Below are 21,716 nucleotides of genomic sequence, written 5' to 3' on the forward strand. Positions count from 1 at the left end.
CCATGGCCAAGAAGATCTTCGTCTCTGCAACCAGCCAGGACAGCGGCAAAACCACCATCAGCCTTTCCCTGCTCCACCAGGCGCGGAAGAAATACAAGCGTATCGGCTTCATCAAGCCGATCGGTCCGAAACCGATCGATTTTCTCGGCCGGCGCATCGACACCGACCCGGCGACGATCGCCCAGGTTTATGGGCTCGAACATCTGATCGATGACATGTGCCCGGTGGTGGTGGAGCCGGGAATGACGCAGCAGGTGATCGAGGGCAAAATTCCGGTGGCCGAACTGGAGGGGCGCATCCTGCGGGCCGTGGAACGGCTCGACCGGGAATGCGACTTTCTCATTTTCGAAGGAGCAGGGCACAGTGGCGTTGGATCGGTCCTCGGCCTATCCAATGCACGAGTGGCGGCGATGGTCGGTGCCCCGGTTCTGATGGTGACCGGCGGCGGGGTGGGGAACGTCATCGATGCGGTTTGCATGAACCTCGCCCTCTATCGGGAGGTGGGTGCGGAGGTGCGGCTGCTGGTGGCAAACAAGCTGATTGCCGAGAAGCGCGAGAAGACCCTGCACCATCTGCGCCTCGCCTTCGGGGGAGCCGGCTTCGAAGTCCTCGGTGGGTTCAATTACCAGCCGGTACTGGCCAACCCGACTCTCAAGCGGGTGGCCAAAGTCCTGGGGATAGAGGTGAACGGTGACCGCGAGGATTTGATGCGCATCGCCCACCATGTGCAGATTGGCGCCGCCTCGACCCAGCGGGTGGTCGACATGCTGCAGGAGGATACCCTGCTGCTGGTGACCAGTTCCAGGGACGAGCTGCTGGTGACCCTCTCCACTCTATACGCCCTTCCCGAATACCGTTCCAAAATCGCCGGCCTGGTCATCCCCGGGGTAACTCCGATTACGAAGATTACCCAACAGATTCTTGACAAAAGCGGCATTCCCTGGCTGCGCACCAGCAAGAGGACCGACAACGTTTTTCTGGCCATTCATGAGAATGTCTCCAAGCTCACCCCCGAGGACAAAGAAAAGATCGCTCTCATTCAGCAGTTGTCGATGAAACGATTCGACTTCGATACTATCGACCAACTTTTTTCCGTCTGAAGCTCCGAAACGGCGGCCAGTGGCATCCGTTTCTCCGGAAAGGAACTTCGCATGCAAGCCAGAGACCTGGCAAAGAAAATTCAGGCCGGGAAGTCCCCATGTGTCCTCGATGTCCGCAGCGGCTTCGAATTCGACTCCGGACACATCCCCGAGGCGGTGCATGCGCCGTTCCTGAAAATTCTGTTGCACCGGGTTGCGCTGCCCAGAGAGAGGCAGTCCTTGATCATACTGACCTGCGAACACGGCCCGCGAGCCTATCTGGCCAGGACCCTCCTCGGTCTCCGCGGCTACCGAAACCTCCAGTTGCTTGACGGCCACATGGCGGGCTGGCGACGCGCCGGTCTGCCTCTGGAGAGGGAATGATGCAATGCCGTTCGGGCTGCGGTGCCTGCTGCATCGCACCGTCGATTTCTTCACCGATCCCAGGCATGCCCGGCGGCAAGCCGGCCGGGGTCCGCTGCATCCAGTTGACGACCGACAACCTTTGCCGTATCTTCGGAATGGACGAACGGCCGGCGGTCTGCAGTGGTTTGCGTCCCGGTGCCGAGATGTGCGGCCGCAGCAGTGCCGAGGCGATGGCGTATCTTGCGGAGCTTGAACAAAGTACTCGGCCCGCCGCGGACAGGGCAGAAACCCTCTCTTTTGCTTCACCCGAAAGCCTCCCTAATGCATGAACTGATTCGAAACGCCGCCTGGGTCTTGAGCTTTCTGATCGGCGGTCTTTGGGTAACGATTGGACTGCTGTTCGCCGGGATCGGCTGGTCGACGCTGCGGATGTGGTTCGTCTCGGCCCGCTGGCCGCAGGTGCCGGCCCGGATTGTCGCCAGCGAGATCAAGGCCGGCAGGCATCTGGATGATCACCTCATGTATCAACCTGTAGTCCGCTATGCCTTTGCCGCCGGAGGACAGGAGGTGGGTGGCGATCAGCTCACATTTGTGGGCAAACTCTACGCCTCCGAAGCTCGTGCCCGCCGGGATATCGAAAAATATCCCGTCGGCATGATCGTCATGGCCCACTGCCATCCACAGGACCCTGTCGAGGTAATCCTTGAGCGTAGCGGAGCGTTGACCGGTTTTTTCCTGCTGCTGCTTGGCCTTGGTCTGGCGGCTGCTCCTCTGGCCATGGCGGGCTGGTTCGGGATACCCGTCTGGCCCCTGGTGGCCATCGTGGGAACTGTTGCCGCTTTCGCCGCCCTGCTCGACCGCTCCAGCCGCCGCCGGCTGTTGCAGGCTCGCCTCGCCGGACTCTACCCGGCGAAGGGGCAGGGGCGCGACGGCGACGTTGAGCGGTTGCTGCACCAGGGAGAGAAGCTGCTGGCGATCCGTCTCTACCGGGAATTGCACGAAACCGACCTGAAGACGGCGAGACGTCGGGTGGAAGAGTTGCAGCAAAAGCCGGACGCCGTTTAATTTTAATATTCGGCGGCGTGGCCGGCGCCGGAAAACCGTAACCTGAAAGGAGAAAAGTACATGATTCAGGATGAAACTGGCAAATTCTGGCTCGACCGGGAAAAAGCCTTGCTGGTTGTCGTCGATGTGCAGCAACGACTCGTCCCGAGCATGGACCCAGGGGTTTACGACAAGGTGCGGCGCAGCATCGATTGCATGGTGCGCGGGGCCGAGCTTCTGGATGTGCCTGTGTTGGCCACCGAACAATACCCGAAGGGTTTGGGGCCGACTGTGCCCGAACTGGCCGCGGCCTGCACCGGCCAGGTGATCGAAAAGCTGAGTTTCGGCTGCTGCGGTGAACCGACGTTTCGCGACCATCTGCGGGGACTGGGCCGCAGCCAGGTGATGGTGACCGGCATGGAGGCGCATGTCTGCGTCTATCAGACGGTGCTCGGTCTGCTCGAGGCTGGATACCGTGTCCACCTTCTGCGTGATGCGATCTGCTCGCGGGGGAAAACCGATTACCTCGCCGCCCTGCAGAACGCGGCCAGTGCCGGGGCGGTGGTGACCACCACAGAAACGGCCCTTTTTCAGCTGCTGCGCACCGCTGCAGCACCAGAGTTCAAAGCGGTTTCCGCCCTGATCAAGGGGCGATGACCGCTTCACCTCGCCGCAGCAATGAAAACGTACCCGCTCGTTACCTACAGTGAAAGGGAAGAACTGGCCCACCGGATCACCCATGGTTTCGGTACCGTCCTCAGTATCGTCGGCCTGTTTGTCCTGGTTTATGCGGCCGCCACTCGTGGAGAATTCTGGCGACTGGTCAGTTGTTCCCTCTACGGCACGACCCTGGTCATCTTTTATGCGGTTTCGACCATCTATCACACTGTCCGCACGCCGTGGCTCAAGTACCTCTTCCGCATTCTCGACCATGCCAGCATCTTTCTGGTCATTGCCGGCACCTACACCCCGTTCACCCTGGTCAGCTTGCCGGCTCCCTGGGGTTGGACGATCTTTCTCCTCATCTGGGGGCTGGCCCTGGCCGGGACCTTGTTCAAGGTCATGATGACCGGTCGGCTGCGCATAGTCGGGCCGCTGCTCTACCTCGCCATGGGCTGGCTGATCGTCCTGGCCTATCGCCCCCTGGCGGCGGCTGTGTCGCCGGCGGGAGTCCACTGGCTGCTGGCCGGGGGTCTGGCTTACTCGGCCGGACTCATTTTCTATGCCTGGACAAAGCTTCCCTACAATCACGCCGTCTGGCACGTTTTCGTCCTCGTCGGCAGCGCCTGCCACTATTTCGCGGTGCTCTTCTACGTGGTACCGACATAGCAGGCGGCAGTTCGGGAGGAGAGAGATGGTGCCGGGTACGGGGTGCCGATCGATTTTATGGTTTGAATCCAGCAAAAGAATTGGTATTTCTTTTAGCTGTTCTTGACAGCCTTCGGCTGCCACATCTTTCCTCCGCTGGAGACACCCGTGATTCTCCCGAAAATCCTGCTGGTCGACGATGTCGACTTCTTCCTGGAAATGGAAAAGGATTTCCTCCGCAACACACCAGCCACCATTCATACGGCCCGCAACGGCAAGGAAGCCCTGGAGTTCGTCAATAGCCAGCGGCCTGATGTAATCTTCATGGATGTCACCATGCCGGTGATGGACGGCCTCACCTGCTGCCGTACGCTCAAGGCCAACCCGGAGCTGCGGTCGATCCCAGTGGTCATGGTCTTCGCGCCGAGCCGGGAGCTCGGCCCTGAAGCAGTGGCGGCAGCCGGTTGCGATGCCTGTCTGACCAAGCCCGTTGATCGCAAGGCCTTTCTCGAAGCGGGTCGGCGATTTCTTTTCGGTATCGAACGACGGGATATCCGCGTGCCTTTCCAACTGCCGGTTATCCTGCGCCGCCAGGGGGAAGAGATCCGCTGCACCAGTGAGGACCTGGGCGAACGCGGCATGTATATCAAGTCGCGGGATCTGCTGCCGGAGGGAGAGGTGGTGCGGGTTATCATGACCCTGCCCGGCAGGACGGCAACAGAAATCGAATGCCGGGCCCGGGTTGCTTGGGCCAATCAGGGGTTTCCACGGACGAAACTTCATCTCCCCCAGGGGTTCGGCCTCGAATTTCTGCAATTGAGTCAGGCCACGCTGACCCTAATCCGTGCTTATCTCGACAAGGGGAAGAGCAGTAACCCATGACGGAGCATGGTTCGGGAGTGAAAAGCTTATGAGCAATCAGAAAAAGACCATTCTCATCGTTGAGGATTCTCCGTCGGTGCGGGCCATGCTGGCCGACATGCTGGAGAACGAAGGATACAAGGTGATGGAGGCGGTGGATGGCTACGAAGCTTTCAAGCTGGTCGAATATCTTAAATTCGACCTGATTATCACCGACCTCAGCATGCCGGTCATGAACGGGATCGAGTTTATTCGTTTGGCGAAAAAACAACCGCTCTGCCGGTTTGTGCCGATCGTTGTTCTCTCCTCGGAAGAGGATGTTCGCACGGTTGACGAGGCGAAACAGGCCGGCGCGTCGACCTATCTCAGCAAACCATTCAAGGAACAGCAGTTGCGGACGATGCTGAAGGTCGTGCTGGGGTGAATGGAGGGATTGTCAAAAACCATGTTTTATTTTATCTGCTATTTTATTCGGTTTGCTCCTTGCGAAAATACTTCAGTATTACGGGACAATTCTTCTTCTTATAATAAATTATCACACAACCAACACCGTTAGATCTTCATAATTCTTTTCCTCTTTTACCATTTACAAAACTACGTTACATTCCATCTCACCTTTTTCTGAGCGCCTTCCCTCGAACAGATGGATGCCGAGATGCACGAGTCCACCCTGCAAGTCAAAGCAACACGGTTCTCACTGGTTTGCATGGTTGCCCTGGCTTTTGTCCTGCTGGCTGTAGCGCTCTGGCTGTCCGGGCCTCTGCAGCATTCTGACGCTCTCAATCTCCCGCCCCGTTCCTGGAGTTGGTGGGGGATGCTTGGTGGCGCCACGGGTTGCTGTCTGGGTCTTCTTCTGCTCGGCAACAAGTTCCTTTGCCGCATTCGAGCCCATCGCGAAAGGACGGAGATACTGGGGCAATCGTGGCTGCTGCAGACCGTCATCAACGCCATCCCGGCGCCAATCTACTACAAGGACGATGCCGGGATATACCTAGGCTGCAACAAAGCCTTCGAAAAATTCATCGGCCTCTCCCGCGATCAGATCATCGGCCAGAGCGTGTACGGAGTTGCGCCAAAAGATCTGGCAGATGTGTACTACGAAGCCGACCGGGAGCTTTTCCGCCATGGCGGTAGTCAGACCTACGAGACATCTGTCGTTTACGCAGACGGCGGTCGCCGCGAGGTTCTTTTTCACAAGGCCGTTTTCCCGCGGCGCGACGGTCGTCTCGGAGGCCTGGTCGGTACCATGGTCGATATCACCGAACGCAAGGATGCCGAGGCCAAGGCGCGCTATCTGGCTCATTTCGATCCCCTGACCGAACTCCCGAACCATGTCCTGTTTACTGACCGCATCAATCTGGCAATTGCCCACGCCCATCGTCTCAATCAGCGCTTCGCCATCTTCTGCCTGGACCTCGACCACTTCAAGAAGGTCAACAATGCCTACGGTCACCCCCGGGGGGACAAGCTGCTGAAAAAGGTTGGCGACCGTATTTTAGCCAGCCTCCGCGAGGATGACACGGTGGCACGAATGGGGGGGGACAGCTTCAACCTTCTTCTTCCCCAGATCGGCTCGGAAGAGCGGGCCGCCAAGGTGGCCCAGAAAATCCTCGACAGCCTGAAAGTGCCGTTCGAACTCGACGATCTGGAGGTCTTCGTCACCGCCAGTATCGGAGTCGCCCTTTATCCCTACGATGGCCAAGACGCCTCCACTCTACTGAAGAACGCCGATATAGCCCTGCAGCGGACCAAGGAGAGAGGGAGAAACAGCCATTATTTCTTCGATCCGGCCATGAATATCCGCGTCGAAGAACAGATGACTCTGGAGCTTCAATTGCGGCGTGCTGTCGAGGGAAACGAGTTTACCCTTCATTTTCAGCCCCAGGTGGATGCCGTAAGTGGCAGAACCATCGGTGCCGAGGCGCTGGTCCGCTGGCGTCATCCCGAAATGGGACTGGTCATGCCGGACCGCTTCATCCCGCTGGCGGAACAGACGGGTTTGATCGCCCCACTCGGTGAGTGGGTACTGCGAAGCGCCTGCCTTCAAGCCAGCAACTGGCAGCAGGCCGGACAGCCGCCGCTGCGGATGGCAGTCAATATCTCGCCGCGCCAGTTCCAACGTCCTGACCTCTATCGGAAGATCGACGAAATACTTAAAGAGACCGGCCTCAATCCGGGCTGTCTCAGCATCGAGGTGACTGAGAGCGTCGTCATGCAGGATGTCGATCACGCCATCGAAACGCTGGTCCGCCTCAAGAATCTCGGGGTACACTTGGCCATCGATGATTTCGGCACCGGTTATTCATCGCTCAGTTATCTCAAGCGCTTTCCAATCGACCTGCTCAAAATCGACCGTTCCTTCATCATGGACATCCCGGCGCTCTCCGATGACATCGCCATCGTCTCGGCGGTCATTGCCATGGCCCATCAACTGAACATCAAGGTGTTGGCCGAAGGGGTGCAAAGTGCGGAGCAGCGTGATATCCTGCTGTCCCACCGCTGTGATGAACTGCAGGGTTACCTGTTTGCCCACCCCCTGACTGCCGATGAATTTTTCAATTGGCAAAATAATCAATAATACTCCAGGTTATTTTACATCCCCCAGGGCACCTGATCGGGTGCCTTTGCTTTTTTGGCAGTCTCTCAACAATAGGGGAAAATGGTGCCGACCAGGGCTGCAACAAACCGGATTCCAAACATGGAAAATGGTTTCAGGCGGGCTAACGGCCTTGCTGCGGAATAATCCGAATTCCTCTGTTTTGATAAGCAGTTGTCGTAATGCTGGCGGAAACGCTTGTGATGTCAATCAATCCTTTTTGACTTTACATGAACTTGTTTTTTCTATATTTTAGTTGTTTGTTCTGAAGCAGCGATAGCTACAGCTCTTAAGGCAGTTATGGACCAGAGACTAATCCGCAATTTTTCCATCATCGCCCATATCGACCACGGCAAATCCACCCTGGCCGACCGGTTGCTGGAGATTACCGGAACCCTTTCCTCGCGGGAGAAGACCGACCAGTTTCTCGACAAGATGGATCTCGAAAGGGAACGCGGCATTACCATCAAGGCTCAGGCGGTGCGACTCAGTTATCGGGCCGACGATGGCAGGGAATACATCCTCAACCTGATCGATACGCCGGGGCATGTCGATTTCACCTATGAGGTCAGCCGCTCCCTGTCCGCCTGCGAGGGGGCTCTGCTTGTAGTGGACGCCTCACAGGGGGTAGAAGCCCAGACTCTGGCCAATGTCTACCTGGCGATCGATCAGAATCTTGAGGTCTTCCCGGTGCTCAACAAGATCGATCTGCCGAGCGCCGAACCGGAGCGAGTGAAGGCCGAGATCGAGGAAATCATCGGCCTCGATACCTCAGATGCCGTGGTGGCGAGCGCCAAGGCCGGAATCGGTATCCATGAGATCCTTGAGGCCATCGTTCAGAAGGTTCCGCCCCCGGGAGGCGATCCCCAAGCGCCACTTAAGGCCTTGATTTTCGACTCCTGGTACGACTCCTACCAGGGGGTCATCATTCTGGTGCGAATCATCGACGGCACCCTGAAAAAGGGCGAGAAAATCCAGCTGATGGCCAACCGCAAGAGCTATGAGGTACTCAAGGTCGGCGTCTTTTCCCCGCATCCTGTCGAGATTTCCGAACTTACCGCGGGGGAGGTCGGTTTTGTCATTGCCGGTATCAAGGTCGTAGCTGACGCCAAGATCGGCGACACCATCACCCACCTGCATCGCCCCACCGCTGCGCCCCTGGCCGGTTTCAAAGAGGTGAAGCCGATGGTTTTTTCCGGCCTTTACCCCATCGATACCAACGAATACGATTCCTTGCGCGACGCTCTCGAAAAATTGCGCCTGAACGACGCCTCCTTTTCCTTCGAGCCGGAAAACTCTTTGGCGCTCGGTTTTGGCTTCCGTTGCGGCTTTCTCGGGTTGCTCCATATGGAAATCATCCAGGAGCGGTTGGAGCGCGAATTCGGCGTCAATCTGATCACGACGGCGCCGACGGTCGTTTACAAGGTCACCACGGTGAAAGGTGAGCTAATCCGTGTGGAGAGCGCCAACAAGCTCCCTGACGTTCAGTACATAGAGCAGATCGAGGAACCCTTCATCCTGGCGTCCATTCATGTCCCTAACGAGTTCGTTGGCGCAGTCCTGGCATTGTGCGAGGAGAAGCGCGGCATTCAGCGGGAAATCCGTTATCTGACCGCGAACCGGGTCATGGTGGTTTACGAGCTGCCGCTTAACGAGATCGTCCTCGACTTCTATGATCGTCTCAAGTCGATCACCCGCGGCTACGCTTCCCTCGACTACGAGCATCTCGATTATCGCCTGAGTGATCTGGTGCGTCTCAACGTTCTGATCAACGGTGACCTGGTCGATGCCCTCTCCCTGATCGTTCACCGCGACAAATCCCAATTCCGCGGCCGCGAACTGGTGGCGAAGATGAAGGAGTTCATTCCCCGGCAGCAGTATGAGGTGGCCATTCAGGCGGCTATCGGCAATAAGGTCATAGCCCGGGAAACGGTCAAGGCACTGCGCAAGGACGTTACCGCAAAGTGCTATGGCGGTGACATCACCCGTAAACGCAAGCTGTTGGAAAAGCAAAAGGAAGGCAAGAAGCGGATGAAACAGGTCGGCAACATCGAGTTGCCGCAGGAAGCTTTCCTTGCGATTCTTAAAGTGAAAGAGCAGAAATGATGAGCAGAGAGAGCGAACCGACCAAGGCTGAGTGGCCAAACGAGAAGACGGCAAGAGCAAAAAAATCGTTCTGGCGCGAATGGGGCGAGGCACTGTTCGTTGCTGCCATACTGGCTCTTATCATCCGCACTTTTGTTGTTCAGGCCTTCAAGATCCCCTCCGGTTCGATGGAAGACACCCTGTTGATTGGCGATCATCTGCTGGTCAACAAGTTCATCTACGGCATGCAGGTTCCCTTCAGCGATGATCGTTTTCTCACGATCCGCCACCCGCAGCGGGGCGACATTATCGTCTTCGAATTTCCCGAGGACAAGGGAAAGTCCTATTTCCAGCGGCGCGATTTCATCAAGCGAGTCATCGGCACGCCGGGCGACATCATCGAGGTCCGCGACAAACGGGTCTATGTCAACGGCGAGCTTTACGACATTCCGCAGGAGGTGCACAAGGAATCGGGAATTATCCCTGCCAATAATAACCCGCGTGATTTTATGCCTCCGGTCAAGGTTCCGCCTGGCAAATATTTTGCCATGGGGGACAACCGCGACCGCTCTTACGACAGTCGCTTCTGGGGGTTTGTCGACGAAACGGAAATCAAGGGATTGGCGTTCATCCTCTACTGGTCCTGGGATGCCGACCAAAACATGCCTCGCTGGAAGCGGATTGGCCGGCTTATCGATTAATATCCCGAACCCGACCTTCCTTGGTGCGACAAACTTCTTGTTGACTTTTCCCGCGGCCGCTTGATATAGTCGCGAAAATTTTACAGGTGTCCCTTTTAAGTTAGCCCCGTGAGGTTAACAAGGGTGGCAGACATGGAACTGCAGACAAGTCTAATTGTATGTCCAGGTACTTTTCCGCAAAACGCGGGGAGGTACTTTTTTTGTATCAAGAGCGCAGGGAAGGGAGGGCAGGTATGGCAAAGACCGAAACGGTGATTCTTGATCAATCCGGTATCAACCGGGCACTGACCCGCATTGCCCACGAAATTCTCGAGCGGAACAAGGGAACGGCCGGCCTGGTGCTGGTCGGCATCCGCACCGGCGGCGATGACCTGGCCAGTGAACTGCGTCGCCGCATCGCCGAGATCGAGGGAGAGGAGATTCCCACCGGAACCGTCGATATCACCATGTACCGTGACGATCTCGGTTCGCGCGGCAGCATGCCGATCGGCCGAACCGACATCCCCTTCGCCATGGACGACAAGCGCGTCATTCTGGTGGACGACGTCCTCTACACCGGTCGAACGATCCGGGCGGCCATGGATGCCCTCATCGACCTGGGACGGCCGCGCAGCATCCAGTTGGCCGTGCTGATCGATCGCGGGCATCGGGAACTGCCGATCCGACCCGACTATGTCGGGCGCAATGTGCCGACCTCCCGTGAGGAGAAGATTGAAGTTGAGTTCGATGCCAAGCGCACGCCAACCGAGGTTCGACTCATAAAACCCTAGAATCTTGCCCCCAGCCTGCATTCTTCAGGAGGTTCGCCATGTCTTTTCGCCACAAACACATCCTTGGCACAGAGCAGCTTTCCCGGGAGGATATAGAACTGATCCTCGATACCGCCGACAGCTTCAAGGAGATCAACAGCCGCACGATCAAGAAGGTTCCGACCTTGCGCGGCAGGACCATCGTCAATCTTTTTTACGAGGCCAGCACCCGCACCCGTACTTCCTTCGAGATTGCCGGCAAGCGACTCTCTGCCGATACCATCAATATCACCGCTTCGTCCTCCTCGGTGGTCAAGGGGGGGACCCTCGAGGATACCGCAAAAAACATCCAGGCGATGGCTCCGGATATCATCGTCATGCGCCACGCCGCATCCGGCGCACCCCATTACCTCGCCGAACGTCTCGCCTGCTCGGTAATCAATGCCGGCGACGGAGCCCACGAGCATCCCAGCCAGGCACTGCTCGATCTGCTCACCATTCGTCAGCACAAGGGGAAACTCGAGGGGCTTACGGTAGCCATAATCGGTGATATCACTCATAGCCGGGTGGCCCGTTCCAACCTCTATGCCATGAAAAAAATGGGAATGACCGTCCGCCTGGCCGGCCCCGGCACCATGGTGCCGCCCGGCATCGAGCGTCTCGGCGCCGAGGTCTATACCGACATGAACGCGGCAATCAAGGACGCGGACGTCATCATGATGCTGCGCATCCAGCTTGAGCGGCAAGGCAAGACCATGCTGCCGACTCTGCGTGAATACGCCCGCTTCTACGGGCTCAACCCCAACAACCTGAAGCTGGCCAAAGAGGACGCCATCGTCCTGCATCCCGGACCGATGAACCGCGGCGTCGAGATATCTTCCTATGTCGCCGACGGGCCGCAGAACGTCATTCTGGAGCAGGTGGAAAACGGCGTCGCCGTACGCATGGCGCTGCTCTATCTGGTTGCCGGGGGCGAGCAGGCGGAAGGCTGAAGAACGAATTAACTCTCTTTTGCGGGGACTGACTATGAAAATATTGCTCAAAGGTGGGCGGGTGGTGGATCCGGTCCATAACATCGATGACACTCTCGATCTCCTCATCGAGAACGGCAAGATCGCCAGTATCAGCAAAAGTATCGAAACTGGCGGGGCGGAGACGATCGACGCCCGGGGAAAGCTGGTGGTTCCCGGGCTGATCGATATCCACGTGCACCTGCGCGATCCTGGCTACGAGTACAAGGAAGACATCGTGACCGGCACCCGGGCGGCCGCTTCCGGCGGTTTTACTTCGGTGGCCTGCATGCCCAACACCAACCCGGTCAACGACAACAAGGCGGTCACCCTCTACATTCGGCGCAAGGCCGCTGAAGAGGGGTGTGTCAACGTCTTTCCGGTCGGCAGCATCACCAAGGGGTTGAAAGGCGAGTCTCTGGCCGAGATGGGAGAGCTGAAAGAGGCAGGTTGTCTCGCGGTTTCAGACGACGGCAGGCCGGTGGGCAATGGCGAATTGATGCGACGGGCCCTCGAATATGCGCGCCCCTTCGGGCTGACGGTCATTTCCCACGCCGAAGACATCTCGCTGGTCGGCGAAGGGGTGATGAACGAAGGCTTTGTCGCCACTGAACTGGGGCTCAAAGGAATCCCCTGGGTCGCCGAAGACGCTGCGGTGGCTCGGGATGTGATGCTGGCCGAGTTTTCCGGGGCCAGACTGCACGTGGCTCACGTTTCGACCCGGGGGGCAGTCGAGATCGTTCGTGCCGCCAAGAAACGCGGTGTGCGGGTTACCTGCGAGGCGACTCCGCACCATTTCACCCTTACCGACGAGGCGGTGCGCGGCTACAACACCAACGCCAAGATGAACCCGCCGCTGCGCAGCGCCGAGGACGTGGCGGCAGTTCGAGCCGGCCTGGCGGACGGGACGATCGACGCCATCGCTACCGACCATGCGCCGCACCACCTTGACGAGAAAAACGTCGAGTTCAATATTGCCTTGAACGGGATCGTCGGACTCGAAACCGCCCTGCCGCTTTCTCTGCGGTTGGTGGAGGATGGTGTCCTCCCCCTGAAAGACGCCATCGCCCGACTGACCATTGGCCCCGCCCGTGCCCTCGGTATCCCGCGCGGGATGCTGGAGGTAGGCGCTGCCGCCGACGTCACCGTCATTGATCCCGAGTTGAAGTGGACGGTTTCGGCGGAAAAGCTTCTCTCCAAGAGCAAGAACACCCCCTTCGACGGCTGGAAGCTGAAAGGAGCGGCTACGCACACCATCGTCGGCGGCAAGATTGTTTATCAAAGGTAAAGTTTTCGGACACTTGAAAGAATTCTTTAAACCAGAACCTTAAGGAGCAGTAACGGCATGAAAGCAATTCTGGCCCTGGCCGATGGCCGGGTCTTTTACGGCAATGCCCTCGGCGCCCCCGGCGAGGTTGCCGGCGAGGTGGTTTTCAATACCAGCATGACCGGTTATCAGGAAATTCTCACCGATCCTTCCTACGCCGGGGAAATTGTCACCATGACCTATCCCCTGATCGGTAACTACGGAATCAACCTCGAGGACGTGGAATCGGTACGCCCTTTCCTTTCCGGGTTCGTGGTGAAGGAGGCGAGCGACTTCCCCTCCAACTGGCGATCGCAGATGAGCCTTGACGCTTACCTCAAGGAGAACGGCATCGTCGGCATCCAGGGGATCGACACCCGTGCCCTGGTCCGGCATATCCGCGACAAAGGTGCGCAGACCGGGATCATCTCTTCCCTCGACCTCGATCCGCAGAGCCTGGTGGAAAAGGCTCGCAAGGCCCCGTCGATCGTCGGCCGTGACCTGGTACGGGAAGTGACTTGCCGGCAGCCTTACCACTGGACGGAAGGCCCCTGGAATCTCGGAGAGGGGTATCAGCCGTCGAAGGAAGCACCGCGCTTCAAGGTGGTGGCGTACGATTTCGGCATCAAGCGCAACATTCTGCGCAACCTGGTCGCTTCCGGTTGCGACGTTACAGTGGTTCCCGCCGATACCCCGGCCGAAGAGGTGCTGGCGATGAATCCGGATGGTGTTTTCCTCAGCAATGGCCCCGGCGACCCGGAACCGATTGTCTACGCCCAGGAAAATATCCGCAAAATTCTTGGCAACAAGCCTATTTTCGGCATCTGCCTCGGCCACCAGCTTCTCTCCATCGCCCTCGGCGGCAAGACTTACAAGCTCAAGTTCGGCCATCGCGGCGGCAACCAGCCGGTGCGGCGCGGCGAGGGCCATGAGGTGGAGATTACCGCCCAGAACCACGGCTTTGCCGTCGATGCCGACTCGATCCGGGATGCGGGGGTCATCTCGCATATCAACCTTAACGACAACACCGTAGAGGGTCTGACTCACAAGAAATTGCCAGCATTCTCCGTGCAGTATCATCCCGAGGCTTCCCCCGGACCGCACGACGCCCGCTATCTCTTCGAGCGGTTTATCGAGATGATGGAAAAAGAAAACTCGGCAAAGGGCGAAGGGCAAAAGGCGAAGGGCTGATCAAGTGCCAAGCTTTTTAATCCTCAGGTCTTTCACCCTCAGCCATTAGCCCTTAGCCTTTTGCCAGGAATTACGATGCCTAAAAGAACCGATATAAAAAAAATCCTGATCATCGGCGCCGGCCCGATCGTTATCGGCCAGGCCTGCGAGTTCGACTATTCCGGTACCCAGGCCTGCAAGGCCCTGAAGGAGGAGGGTTACACGGTCATCCTTCTCAACTCCAACCCGGCGACCATCATGACCGATCCGGACTTCGCCGACCGCACCTATGTCGAGCCGGTGACCCCTGAGGTGCTGGCGAAGATCATCGAGAAGGAGCGCCCCGATGCGCTCCTCCCCACGCTGGGCGGGCAGACTGCTCTCAATACGGCGGTGGCGGTGGCGAAGAACGGAACGCTGGAGAAGTACGGCGTCGAGCTGATCGGCGCCAAGCTGCCGGCCATCGAGAAAGCCGAGGACCGTACCCTGTTCAAGCAAGCAATGGAAAAGATCGGCGTTGCTGTTCCCCGCAGCGGCCTGGCACACAACTATCAGGAGGCCATGGAGGTTGTCGAGCACGTTGGCTTCCCGGCAATCATTCGTCCCTCCTTTACGCTCGGCGGAACCGGCGGCGGCATTGCCTACAACCGCGAAGAGTATGAGACCATGGCCGTGGCCGGCATCGATGCCTCGCCGACCAGCGAAATCCTGGTTGAGGAGTCGGTGATCGGCTGGAAGGAGTTTGAGCTGGAGGTGATGCGCGACCTGGCCGACAACGTCGTCATCATCTGCTCCATCGAGAACTTCGACCCGATGGGAGTTCACACGGGGGATTCGATCACCGTCGCTCCTGCCCAGACCCTTACCGACAAGGAATACCAGCTGCTGCGTGATGCGGCCATCAAGATCATCCGTGAGATCGGCGTCGAGACGGGCGGCTCCAACATCCAGTTCGGCATCAACCCGAATGACGGCCGCATGGTGGTCATCGAGATGAATCCGCGCGTCTCCCGCTCCTCGGCGCTCGCGTCCAAGGCGACCGGTTTCCCTATCGCCAAGATTGCCGCCAAACTCTCGGTCGGCTACACCCTCGATGAGATTCCGAACGACATCACCCGGGAGACCTTCGCCTCCTTCGAACCGACCATCGACTACGTGGTAACCAAGGTCCCCCGTTTCACTTTCGAGAAGTTCCCCCAGGCCGACGCCACCCTGACCACCCAGATGAAATCGGTGGGGGAGGTCATGGCCATCGGTCGTACCTTCAAGGAAAGCCTGCAGAAGGCACTGCGTTCTCTGGAGATCGGCTCGCACGGTTTCGAGAGCCGTCTTTTTACCTCACCGGGCGAGTATCGGCGCGCTCTGACCGAAGGGGAACTCGATACGCTGCGGGCCAAGCTGCGGATTCCCAACTGGGAGCGCATGTGGTACCTGGCCGATGCCATGCGGGCCGGCTTCTCTCTGGATGAGCTCTTCGCGCTGACCTATATCGATCGATGGTTTCTGCACAACATCCGGCAGATTATCGACATGGAAGAGCGCCTGGTAGCGGCTGCGCCGCTGGTGGCCAAGGACGGGCCGGAGTTCCGTGACCTGCTGCGCGAGGCGAAGCAAACCGGTTTCGCCGACAAACGTCTGTCCGTCCTCTGGGGAATCACCGAGGCGGATGTGCGGAAGCTGCGCCACGACCTCGCGATCCGTCCGGTCTACAAGCGGGTCGACACCTGTGGCGCCGAGTTCGAGGCTTATACTCCGTATCTCTATTCGACCTACGAATCGGAATGCGAGGCCTCTCCCACCGACCGGAAAAAGATCATGATCCTGGGTGGTGGCCCCAACCGCATCGGCCAGGGGATCGAGTTCGATTACTGCTGCGTGCACGGCGTATTCGCTCTGGCCCAGGACGGGTTCGAGACGATCATGGTCAACTGCAATCCGGAGACGGTCTCCACCGACTATGACACCTCGGACCGGCTCTATTTCGAGCCGTTGACCTTCGAAGACGTCCTGGAAATAGTCGAGATCGAGAAACCGGTCGGCGTCATCGTCCAGTTCGGCGGACAGACCCCGCTGAAGCTGGCGGTGGCGCTGGAGAAGGCCGGGGTGCCGATCATCGGCACGTCGCCGGATGCCATCGACCGGGCTGAAGATCGGGAGCGTTTTCAGGCTCTTTTGCACAAGCTCGACCTGAAGCAGCCCGAAAATGGCATCGCCCGCTCTTTCGAGGAAGCGGAAAAAGTCGCAGACCGCATTGGCTACCCGGTCGTGGTTCGCCCCTCCTACGTTCTGGGCGGCCGGGCGATGGAAATCGTCTACGAGGTGGAACAGCTGCGCAACTACATGAAGTACGCGGTCGCTGCCTCACCGGAGCATCCGATCCTCGTCGACAAGTTCCTCGACGAGGCGACCGAAGTCGACGTCGATGCCCTTTGCGATGGCCGCGAGGTGGTAATCGGCGGGATCATGCAGCATATCGAGGAGGCGGGAATTCACTCCGGCGACTCGGCCTGTTCTCTGCCTCCCTATTCACTGGCAGCGGACGTGGTCGACGAAATCCGCCGGCAGACGGTAGCGCTGGCTTTGGAGCTGGGAGTCGTCGGCCTGATGAACATCCAATATGCGGTCAAGGATGGTACCGTCTATCTGCTCGAAGTCAACCCCCGGGCCAGCCGGACTGTCCCCTTTGTCTCCAAGGCGACCGGCCGGCCGCTGGCCAAGATCGCCGCCCGGGTTATGTCTGGCCGCTCTTTGGCAGAGCTGGGGGTCGCCGGCGAAATCATCCCGAAGCATATCTCGGTCAAGGAATCGGTTTTCCCTTTCGTCAAATTCCCCGGGGTCGACACCCTGCTCGGCCCGGAGATGAAGTCGACGGGAGAGGTGATGGGGATCGACTTCGATTTCGGCCACGCCTTCGCAAAGGCACAGCTCGGCGCCAATGTCAGAATGCCGTTGGCCGGCACGGTCTTCATCAGCGTCAAGGATTCCGACAAGAAGTACATCGTCGAACCGGCGCGCAAGCTTGTCGAGGCTGGCTTCGAAATCGTCGCTACGCATGGCACGGCCTCTTTCCTCACGGAAAGAGGGGTGCCGACCAAGCCGATCAACAAGGTCAAGGAGGGACGGCCCCACTGCGTCGACGCCATCAAGAGCCACGAGATCGCCATGGTATTCAATACCACCTTCGGCGCCCAGTCTGTAGCCGACTCCTACTCCATCCGGCGCTCGGCCCTGATGAACAACGTGGCCTACTTCACAACGGTGGCTGGCATGAAGGCCGCCGTGGATGGAATTCTGGCCATGCGGCGCGAAACTCTTGACGTCACTCCGCTTCAAGAGTATTATCCCCAATAATGACTCCTGCCCCGGGCCGGATCGGCCTTCAGGCGAGAGTCATTTTAAATGTGGCACCATTCGGGCGGGGCAACCCGCCCGCTTATTTTACGCTTGACGAGGAAAGAGAACAGATGTCCCAATCGATTCCCATGACCCGAGAAGGGTATCAGCGTCTGCAGGATGAGTTGAAAAAACTGATTCGAGTCGACCGTCCGCAAGTGGTTTTGGCCATCGCCGAGGCCCGTGGCCATGGTGACCTGTCGGAAAACGCCGAATACGACGCGGCCAAAGAGCGTCAGGCCTTCATTGAGGGGCGGATCAAGGAACTCAACGACAAAATTGCCCGCGCCCAGGTCATCAACCCCGCCGAACTTGACATGGACAAGGTGGTTTTCGGTGCTACCGTGACCCTGTTTGATGTCGATTCCGGCAGCGAAGTGACCTACCAGATCGTCGGTGAGGACGAAGCCGAGATCAAGGCTGGCAAAATTTCCGTCAATTCGCCTGTCGGCAAGGCTCTGATCGGCCACCGGCTCGACGATGAAGTGCGGATCAAGGTCCCTTCAGGTCTCAGAATCTACGAAGTCATCGACATCAAATACGAATAAGGCGATTTTAAAATTTAAGTTTCAGCAAACCTATAACCAGCCCCCTGAAGCCTCACACGTTAGTTATTCGAGGGAATCCATGACCGAAAAAATTACGAAGAACATGACCTTTCACCAGGTGTTGCAGATGAGTCCCGAGGTCCCCAAGGTTCTCGGCAAATACAACCTCGGCTGTATTGGGTGCATGGGTGCGATGAAGGAAACCCTTGAGCAGGGGGCCATTGCACACGGACTCGACGTCAACGAAATCCTCCGGGATCTCAACGCTATTTTTGCCAAATAAAGGGGAGGGGAGATGCCCCTGACCCCTGCCTGTCAATGCCGCAAGGAAGTCCTCGCCACCCCCCTCGAGAGAATTCGGGGGGTCGGTCCCCGCATCGTCCAGCAGCTTGCCAAAATGGGCATCTTCACCATTGAGGATGTCCTCTACACGCTCCCCTTTCGCTACGAAGACCGCCGCCAGATTCGCAGGATCGCCCACCTCCGGGAGGGCGCCCGGGAAGTTTTCTGCGGTGAAATCCTCGCCGCCGGCGAAGCCCAGACCGCCCGCAGCCGGAAAAGACTCTACGAGGTCATCGTCGGCGACGGCACCGGGCAGGTCGTTCTCAAGTGGTTTCACTACCGCCGGGAATGGATGCTGCAGCGCTTTGTCATCGGCCGCCGGGTGTTCGTCACCGGGGAGGTGAAGCGTTTCGGCACGCTGCGTGAAGTTCATCATCCCGATATCGAACTGCTCACGCCGGAGCGCTCCCTCGAAGACTTCATCGCAGCCGACCCGCTGAGCTTCGGCCGCATTCTCCCCGTTTATCCTCTGACCGAAGGTCTGCACCAGAAGAGCGTGCGCAAAATCTGGAAGGAGGTCGTCGACCGCTACGCCGAGTACGTGGTTTCGTCGCTGCCGCCGGAGATTCTCCAGCGCCACGGACTGCTTCCCCTTGGCGAGGCACTGCGGCGGGTGCACTGGCCTCCCGGCGAGGCGGCGCTACAAGAGCTGGAAGAGGGGAGGGACGCGGCCCGGCGCACGCTGGTCTATGACGAATTCTTCTTTCTGGAGCTCGGTCTCGCCCTCAAGAGGCGCGGCGTGGTGCTGGAGGAAGGCATCCCCTTCCAGGTCACCCACCGCTACACCAGGCCGCTGGCGGCACTGCTGCCGTACCGGCTGACGGAGGCCCAGCGCCGGGTGCTGGGAGAGATCAAGGCCGACCTGATGGCGCCGCACCCGATGCACCGTCTGGTCCAGGGGGATGTCGGCTGCGGCAAGACCATCGTCGCCCTGATGGCCGCGCTGGTCGCCATCGAAAACGACACCCAAGTCGCCGTGGTCGCCCCCACCGAGATCCTGGCCGAACAGCATTTTCTCCAGTTTCATCCCTGGCTCGAGACACTCGGGCTGAAGGCCGCGCTCCTCTCCGGCTCGTTGCCGGCCCGGGAGAAGCGGTTGATTCTCGAACAGCTCAGGGCAGGGGAGGTGCACCTGGTCGTCGGCACCCACGCCGTGTTGCAGGAAGGGGTGGAATTCAGGCGCCTGGGCCTGGGGATCATCGACGAGCAGCACCGCTTCGGCGTCCGCCAGCGGGGCGTCCTGCGCCGGAAGGGGGAGAACCCGCACATCCTGGTCATGACCGCTACGCCGATTCCGCGCACCCTGTCGTTGACCCTCTTCGGGGATCTCGCCCTGTCGGTCATCGATGAGCTGCCGCCGGGACGCACCCCGGTGCGGACGGTGGTTGTTCCGGAGGCGTCCCGGGAAAGGGCCTATTCTCTCATTAAACGAGAGCTGGGGGAGGGGAGGCAGGCCTACATCGTCTATCCGCTGGTCGAGGAGTCGGAGAAGAGCGACCTGCTCGCGGCCAGCGAGGGGGCCGAGCATCTTAAGCAGAAGGTCTTCCCCGAGGCCCGGATCGCCCTGCTGCACGGCCGGATGAAGCCGGAGGAGAAGGAGGCGACCATGGCCGCCTTCAAGGAGCGGCAGATCGACCTCCTGGTTGCCACCACCGTGATCGAAGTCGGCATCGACGTGCCGAACGCCACGGTCATGATGGTCGAGCATGCCGAGCGTTTCGGCCTGGCCCAGCTCCATCAACTGCGCGGCCGGGTGGGACGCGGCGGGGCGACCGGCACCTGCCTGCTGATGCGTTCGGCCCGCTGCAGCGAGGAGGGAATGCGGCGGCTGCAGGTCATGAGCGAGACGACCGACGGCTTCCGCATCGCCGAGGCCGACCTGGAGATCCGCGGACCGGGGGAGTTTCTCGGCACCCGCCAGGCGGGGCTCCCCGATTTCCGCGTCGCCAACCTGCTGCGCGACGGCCGGATTCTGGAGGCGGCCCGCCAGGACGCCTTCCAACTCGCCGCGGATCCGGCCTTCATGACCGACCCTCGCTATGCGGAGCTGCGGACGGTGCTGCTGGAGCGTTGGGGGAGCCGTCTGGAGCTGGCCAGCATCGGCTGAACAGACCTCGAAGCAGCCTCAAGAAATGCGCGTAACATGCTGCGATTGAACAGTAAAAGCAATGAGAGCAAGAAAACACTTTAAGTCTATGGACGTCGGCGCGGTGAACGGAGGGCGCTGATTACTCTGCATGAAGCCATGCCCACATCTCCGCCGAGACAATCAACAGGAATTCCGGCTGGCCGCCGGGCGGCCTTCTTCGCTAGCCCACGAGAGGTCGCCAGAGGGGGGGATGTTCTCCAGCGAGGGACACTCCCGATGCGGTCGATAGCCTGCGGCGAGATGACAACTTCCGGAGATGGGCCCTCCATTCGCTAAGCGGGAGATGACGGACCGGGTTGCTAAAAAAAGCGGCTGCGAAATTTGCCCTATAAGCCGTCTTCTTCGCGTGGTCTAGGGGGAAGTGTGGGATCTTTTTCGGCCGGCCGGCACTTCGGCGCCCACGGGCAATCGCCTCGGGCCATCATGACTCACGACGGGGGTACACCTAGGGCGTCCATGGCCCGCCAGGAACTCTCGGATAAGTACGGACACGTAAGTTTACATAATATTCGTTATCCGACGTTACATGCACAGGGGAAGTGAGCCTCAGGCCGGCTTCTTTCTTCCTTCCCTGCTTCCTGCTGTTGGAGGGCGGCAAACGTGCTGCGTTTTTTTTCTATCGTTTTGATTGGACAGCGAAGCAGGAGTTCGTTGACGTCCGCTTCCATCTTTTGCACTGTCAGCCTCATCCACTTCAGATCCGCAGACTCCTCTCGGCATCGATCCGCCACTTCGAGCTGGATTCTTCTGATTCCGGCCGACCCGTCGAAATATCTAGAAACCACTGCCGCTGTTCGGAACGTTGCACTGTTGCCGCTTCTACTTTTTTCCTTCGGATTGTCGGCAAGTTTCGTTGTGCACTGCACATAAAAAAAGAGCCGCGACTTGCGTCACGGCTCTTTTTCTCGTTGGTCGGGGTGAGAGGATTCGAACCTCCGACCCCCAGCACCCCATGCTGGTGCGCTACCAGGCTGCGCTACACCCCGTCAATCAACGAGTCGGGATTATG

Annotated in this window: 19 protein-coding genes and 1 tRNA gene; 19 read left to right on the plus strand and 1 reads right to left on the minus strand. The window is 59.0% G+C overall.

Annotated features, from left to right (window positions below; genetic code table 11):
* The first annotated feature begins 2 nt into the window (after positions 1-2).
* From VD811_07630 to recG, 19 genes are all read left to right on the plus strand, one after another.
* The gene (locus tag VD811_07630) at positions 3-1,100 is read left to right on the plus strand and encodes an AAA family ATPase (GenBank protein HXV20840.1); all 1,098 of its coding nucleotides are present in this window, start codon (positions 3-5) and stop codon (positions 1,098-1,100) included.
* Positions 1,101-1,151: 51 nt separating this feature from the next.
* Positions 1,152-1,463 carry a rhodanese-like domain-containing protein gene (locus VD811_07635; protein ID HXV20841.1) on the plus strand — a complete coding sequence of 104 codons (312 nt, stop codon included), beginning with the start codon at positions 1,152-1,154 and terminating at the stop codon, positions 1,461-1,463.
* Entirely contained in the window at positions 1,460-1,774 is a 315-nt protein-coding gene (locus tag VD811_07640; protein HXV20842.1) for a YkgJ family cysteine cluster protein, read from the plus strand. The genes VD811_07635 and VD811_07640 overlap by 4 nt, the downstream gene beginning before the upstream one ends.
* Positions 1,767-2,510 (plus strand): DUF3592 domain-containing protein, encoded by a 744-nt coding sequence (locus tag VD811_07645; protein ID HXV20843.1) that lies wholly within the window; start codon positions 1,767-1,769, stop codon positions 2,508-2,510. The genes VD811_07640 and VD811_07645 overlap by 8 nt, the downstream gene beginning before the upstream one ends.
* Before the next feature lie 60 nt (positions 2,511-2,570).
* Positions 2,571-3,146, plus strand: coding sequence for a hydrolase (locus tag VD811_07650; protein HXV20844.1), 576 nt, complete (start codon positions 2,571-2,573; stop codon positions 3,144-3,146).
* Positions 3,147-3,167: 21 nt separating this feature from the next.
* Positions 3,168-3,818, plus strand: coding sequence for a hemolysin III family protein (locus tag VD811_07655; GenBank protein ID HXV20845.1), 651 nt, complete (start codon positions 3,168-3,170; stop codon positions 3,816-3,818).
* 147 nt (positions 3,819-3,965) lie between these two features.
* The gene (locus VD811_07660) at positions 3,966-4,679 is read left to right on the plus strand and encodes a response regulator (protein ID HXV20846.1); all 714 of its coding nucleotides are present in this window, start codon (positions 3,966-3,968) and stop codon (positions 4,677-4,679) included.
* 28 nt (positions 4,680-4,707) lie between these two features.
* Positions 4,708-5,082 carry a response regulator gene (locus tag VD811_07665; GenBank protein ID HXV20847.1) on the plus strand — a complete coding sequence of 125 codons (375 nt, stop codon included), beginning with the start codon at positions 4,708-4,710 and terminating at the stop codon, positions 5,080-5,082.
* Between the two features lie 231 nt (positions 5,083-5,313).
* Positions 5,314-7,236 (plus strand): EAL domain-containing protein, encoded by a 1,923-nt coding sequence (locus VD811_07670; protein HXV20848.1) that lies wholly within the window; start codon positions 5,314-5,316, stop codon positions 7,234-7,236.
* 318 nt (positions 7,237-7,554) lie between these two features.
* Positions 7,555-9,360 carry a translation elongation factor 4 gene (gene lepA / locus VD811_07675; protein ID HXV20849.1) on the plus strand — a complete coding sequence of 602 codons (1,806 nt, stop codon included), beginning with the start codon at positions 7,555-7,557 and terminating at the stop codon, positions 9,358-9,360.
* A complete protein-coding gene (gene lepB / locus VD811_07680) occupies positions 9,360-10,040 on the plus strand; it encodes a signal peptidase I (protein HXV20850.1) in 681 nt (226 codons plus the stop codon). The genes lepA and lepB overlap by 1 nt, the downstream gene beginning before the upstream one ends.
* 233 nt (positions 10,041-10,273) lie before the next feature.
* Entirely contained in the window at positions 10,274-10,810 is a 537-nt protein-coding gene (gene pyrR / locus VD811_07685; protein HXV20851.1) for a bifunctional pyr operon transcriptional regulator/uracil phosphoribosyltransferase PyrR, read from the plus strand.
* 38 nt (positions 10,811-10,848) lie between these two features.
* Positions 10,849-11,781 carry an aspartate carbamoyltransferase catalytic subunit gene (locus VD811_07690; protein HXV20852.1) on the plus strand — a complete coding sequence of 311 codons (933 nt, stop codon included), beginning with the start codon at positions 10,849-10,851 and terminating at the stop codon, positions 11,779-11,781.
* A 34-nt stretch (positions 11,782-11,815) separates the two neighbouring features.
* The gene (locus VD811_07695) at positions 11,816-13,087 is read left to right on the plus strand and encodes a dihydroorotase (protein ID HXV20853.1); all 1,272 of its coding nucleotides are present in this window, start codon (positions 11,816-11,818) and stop codon (positions 13,085-13,087) included.
* 57 nt (positions 13,088-13,144) lie between these two features.
* On the plus strand, positions 13,145-14,296 hold the full coding sequence (carA, locus tag VD811_07700) for a glutamine-hydrolyzing carbamoyl-phosphate synthase small subunit (protein HXV20854.1): 1,152 nt from the start codon (positions 13,145-13,147) through the stop codon (positions 14,294-14,296).
* A 75-nt stretch (positions 14,297-14,371) separates the two neighbouring features.
* Positions 14,372-17,626 (plus strand): carbamoyl-phosphate synthase large subunit, encoded by a 3,255-nt coding sequence (carB, locus tag VD811_07705; GenBank protein ID HXV20855.1) that lies wholly within the window; start codon positions 14,372-14,374, stop codon positions 17,624-17,626.
* 113 nt (positions 17,627-17,739) lie between these two features.
* Positions 17,740-18,216 carry a transcription elongation factor GreA gene (gene greA / locus VD811_07710; GenBank protein ID HXV20856.1) on the plus strand — a complete coding sequence of 159 codons (477 nt, stop codon included), beginning with the start codon at positions 17,740-17,742 and terminating at the stop codon, positions 18,214-18,216.
* Between the two features lie 79 nt (positions 18,217-18,295).
* Complete coding sequence (locus tag VD811_07715) at positions 18,296-18,499, plus strand: DUF1858 domain-containing protein (GenBank protein ID HXV20857.1); 204 nt, start codon at positions 18,296-18,298, stop codon at positions 18,497-18,499.
* Positions 18,500-18,511: 12 nt separating this feature from the next.
* Positions 18,512-20,665 carry an ATP-dependent DNA helicase RecG gene (recG, locus tag VD811_07720; protein HXV20858.1) on the plus strand — a complete coding sequence of 718 codons (2,154 nt, stop codon included), beginning with the start codon at positions 18,512-18,514 and terminating at the stop codon, positions 20,663-20,665.
* A gap of 951 nt (positions 20,666-21,616) precedes the next feature.
* Here recG and VD811_07725 read toward each other — a convergent pair.
* Positions 21,617-21,693 (minus strand) — tRNA-Pro (locus tag VD811_07725).
* Positions 21,694-21,716: the final 23 nt, after the last annotated feature.

It is taken from the genome of Desulfuromonadales bacterium (assembly GCA_035620395.1).
Taxonomy (GTDB): domain Bacteria; phylum Desulfobacterota; class Desulfuromonadia; order Desulfuromonadales; family DASPGW01; genus DASPGW01.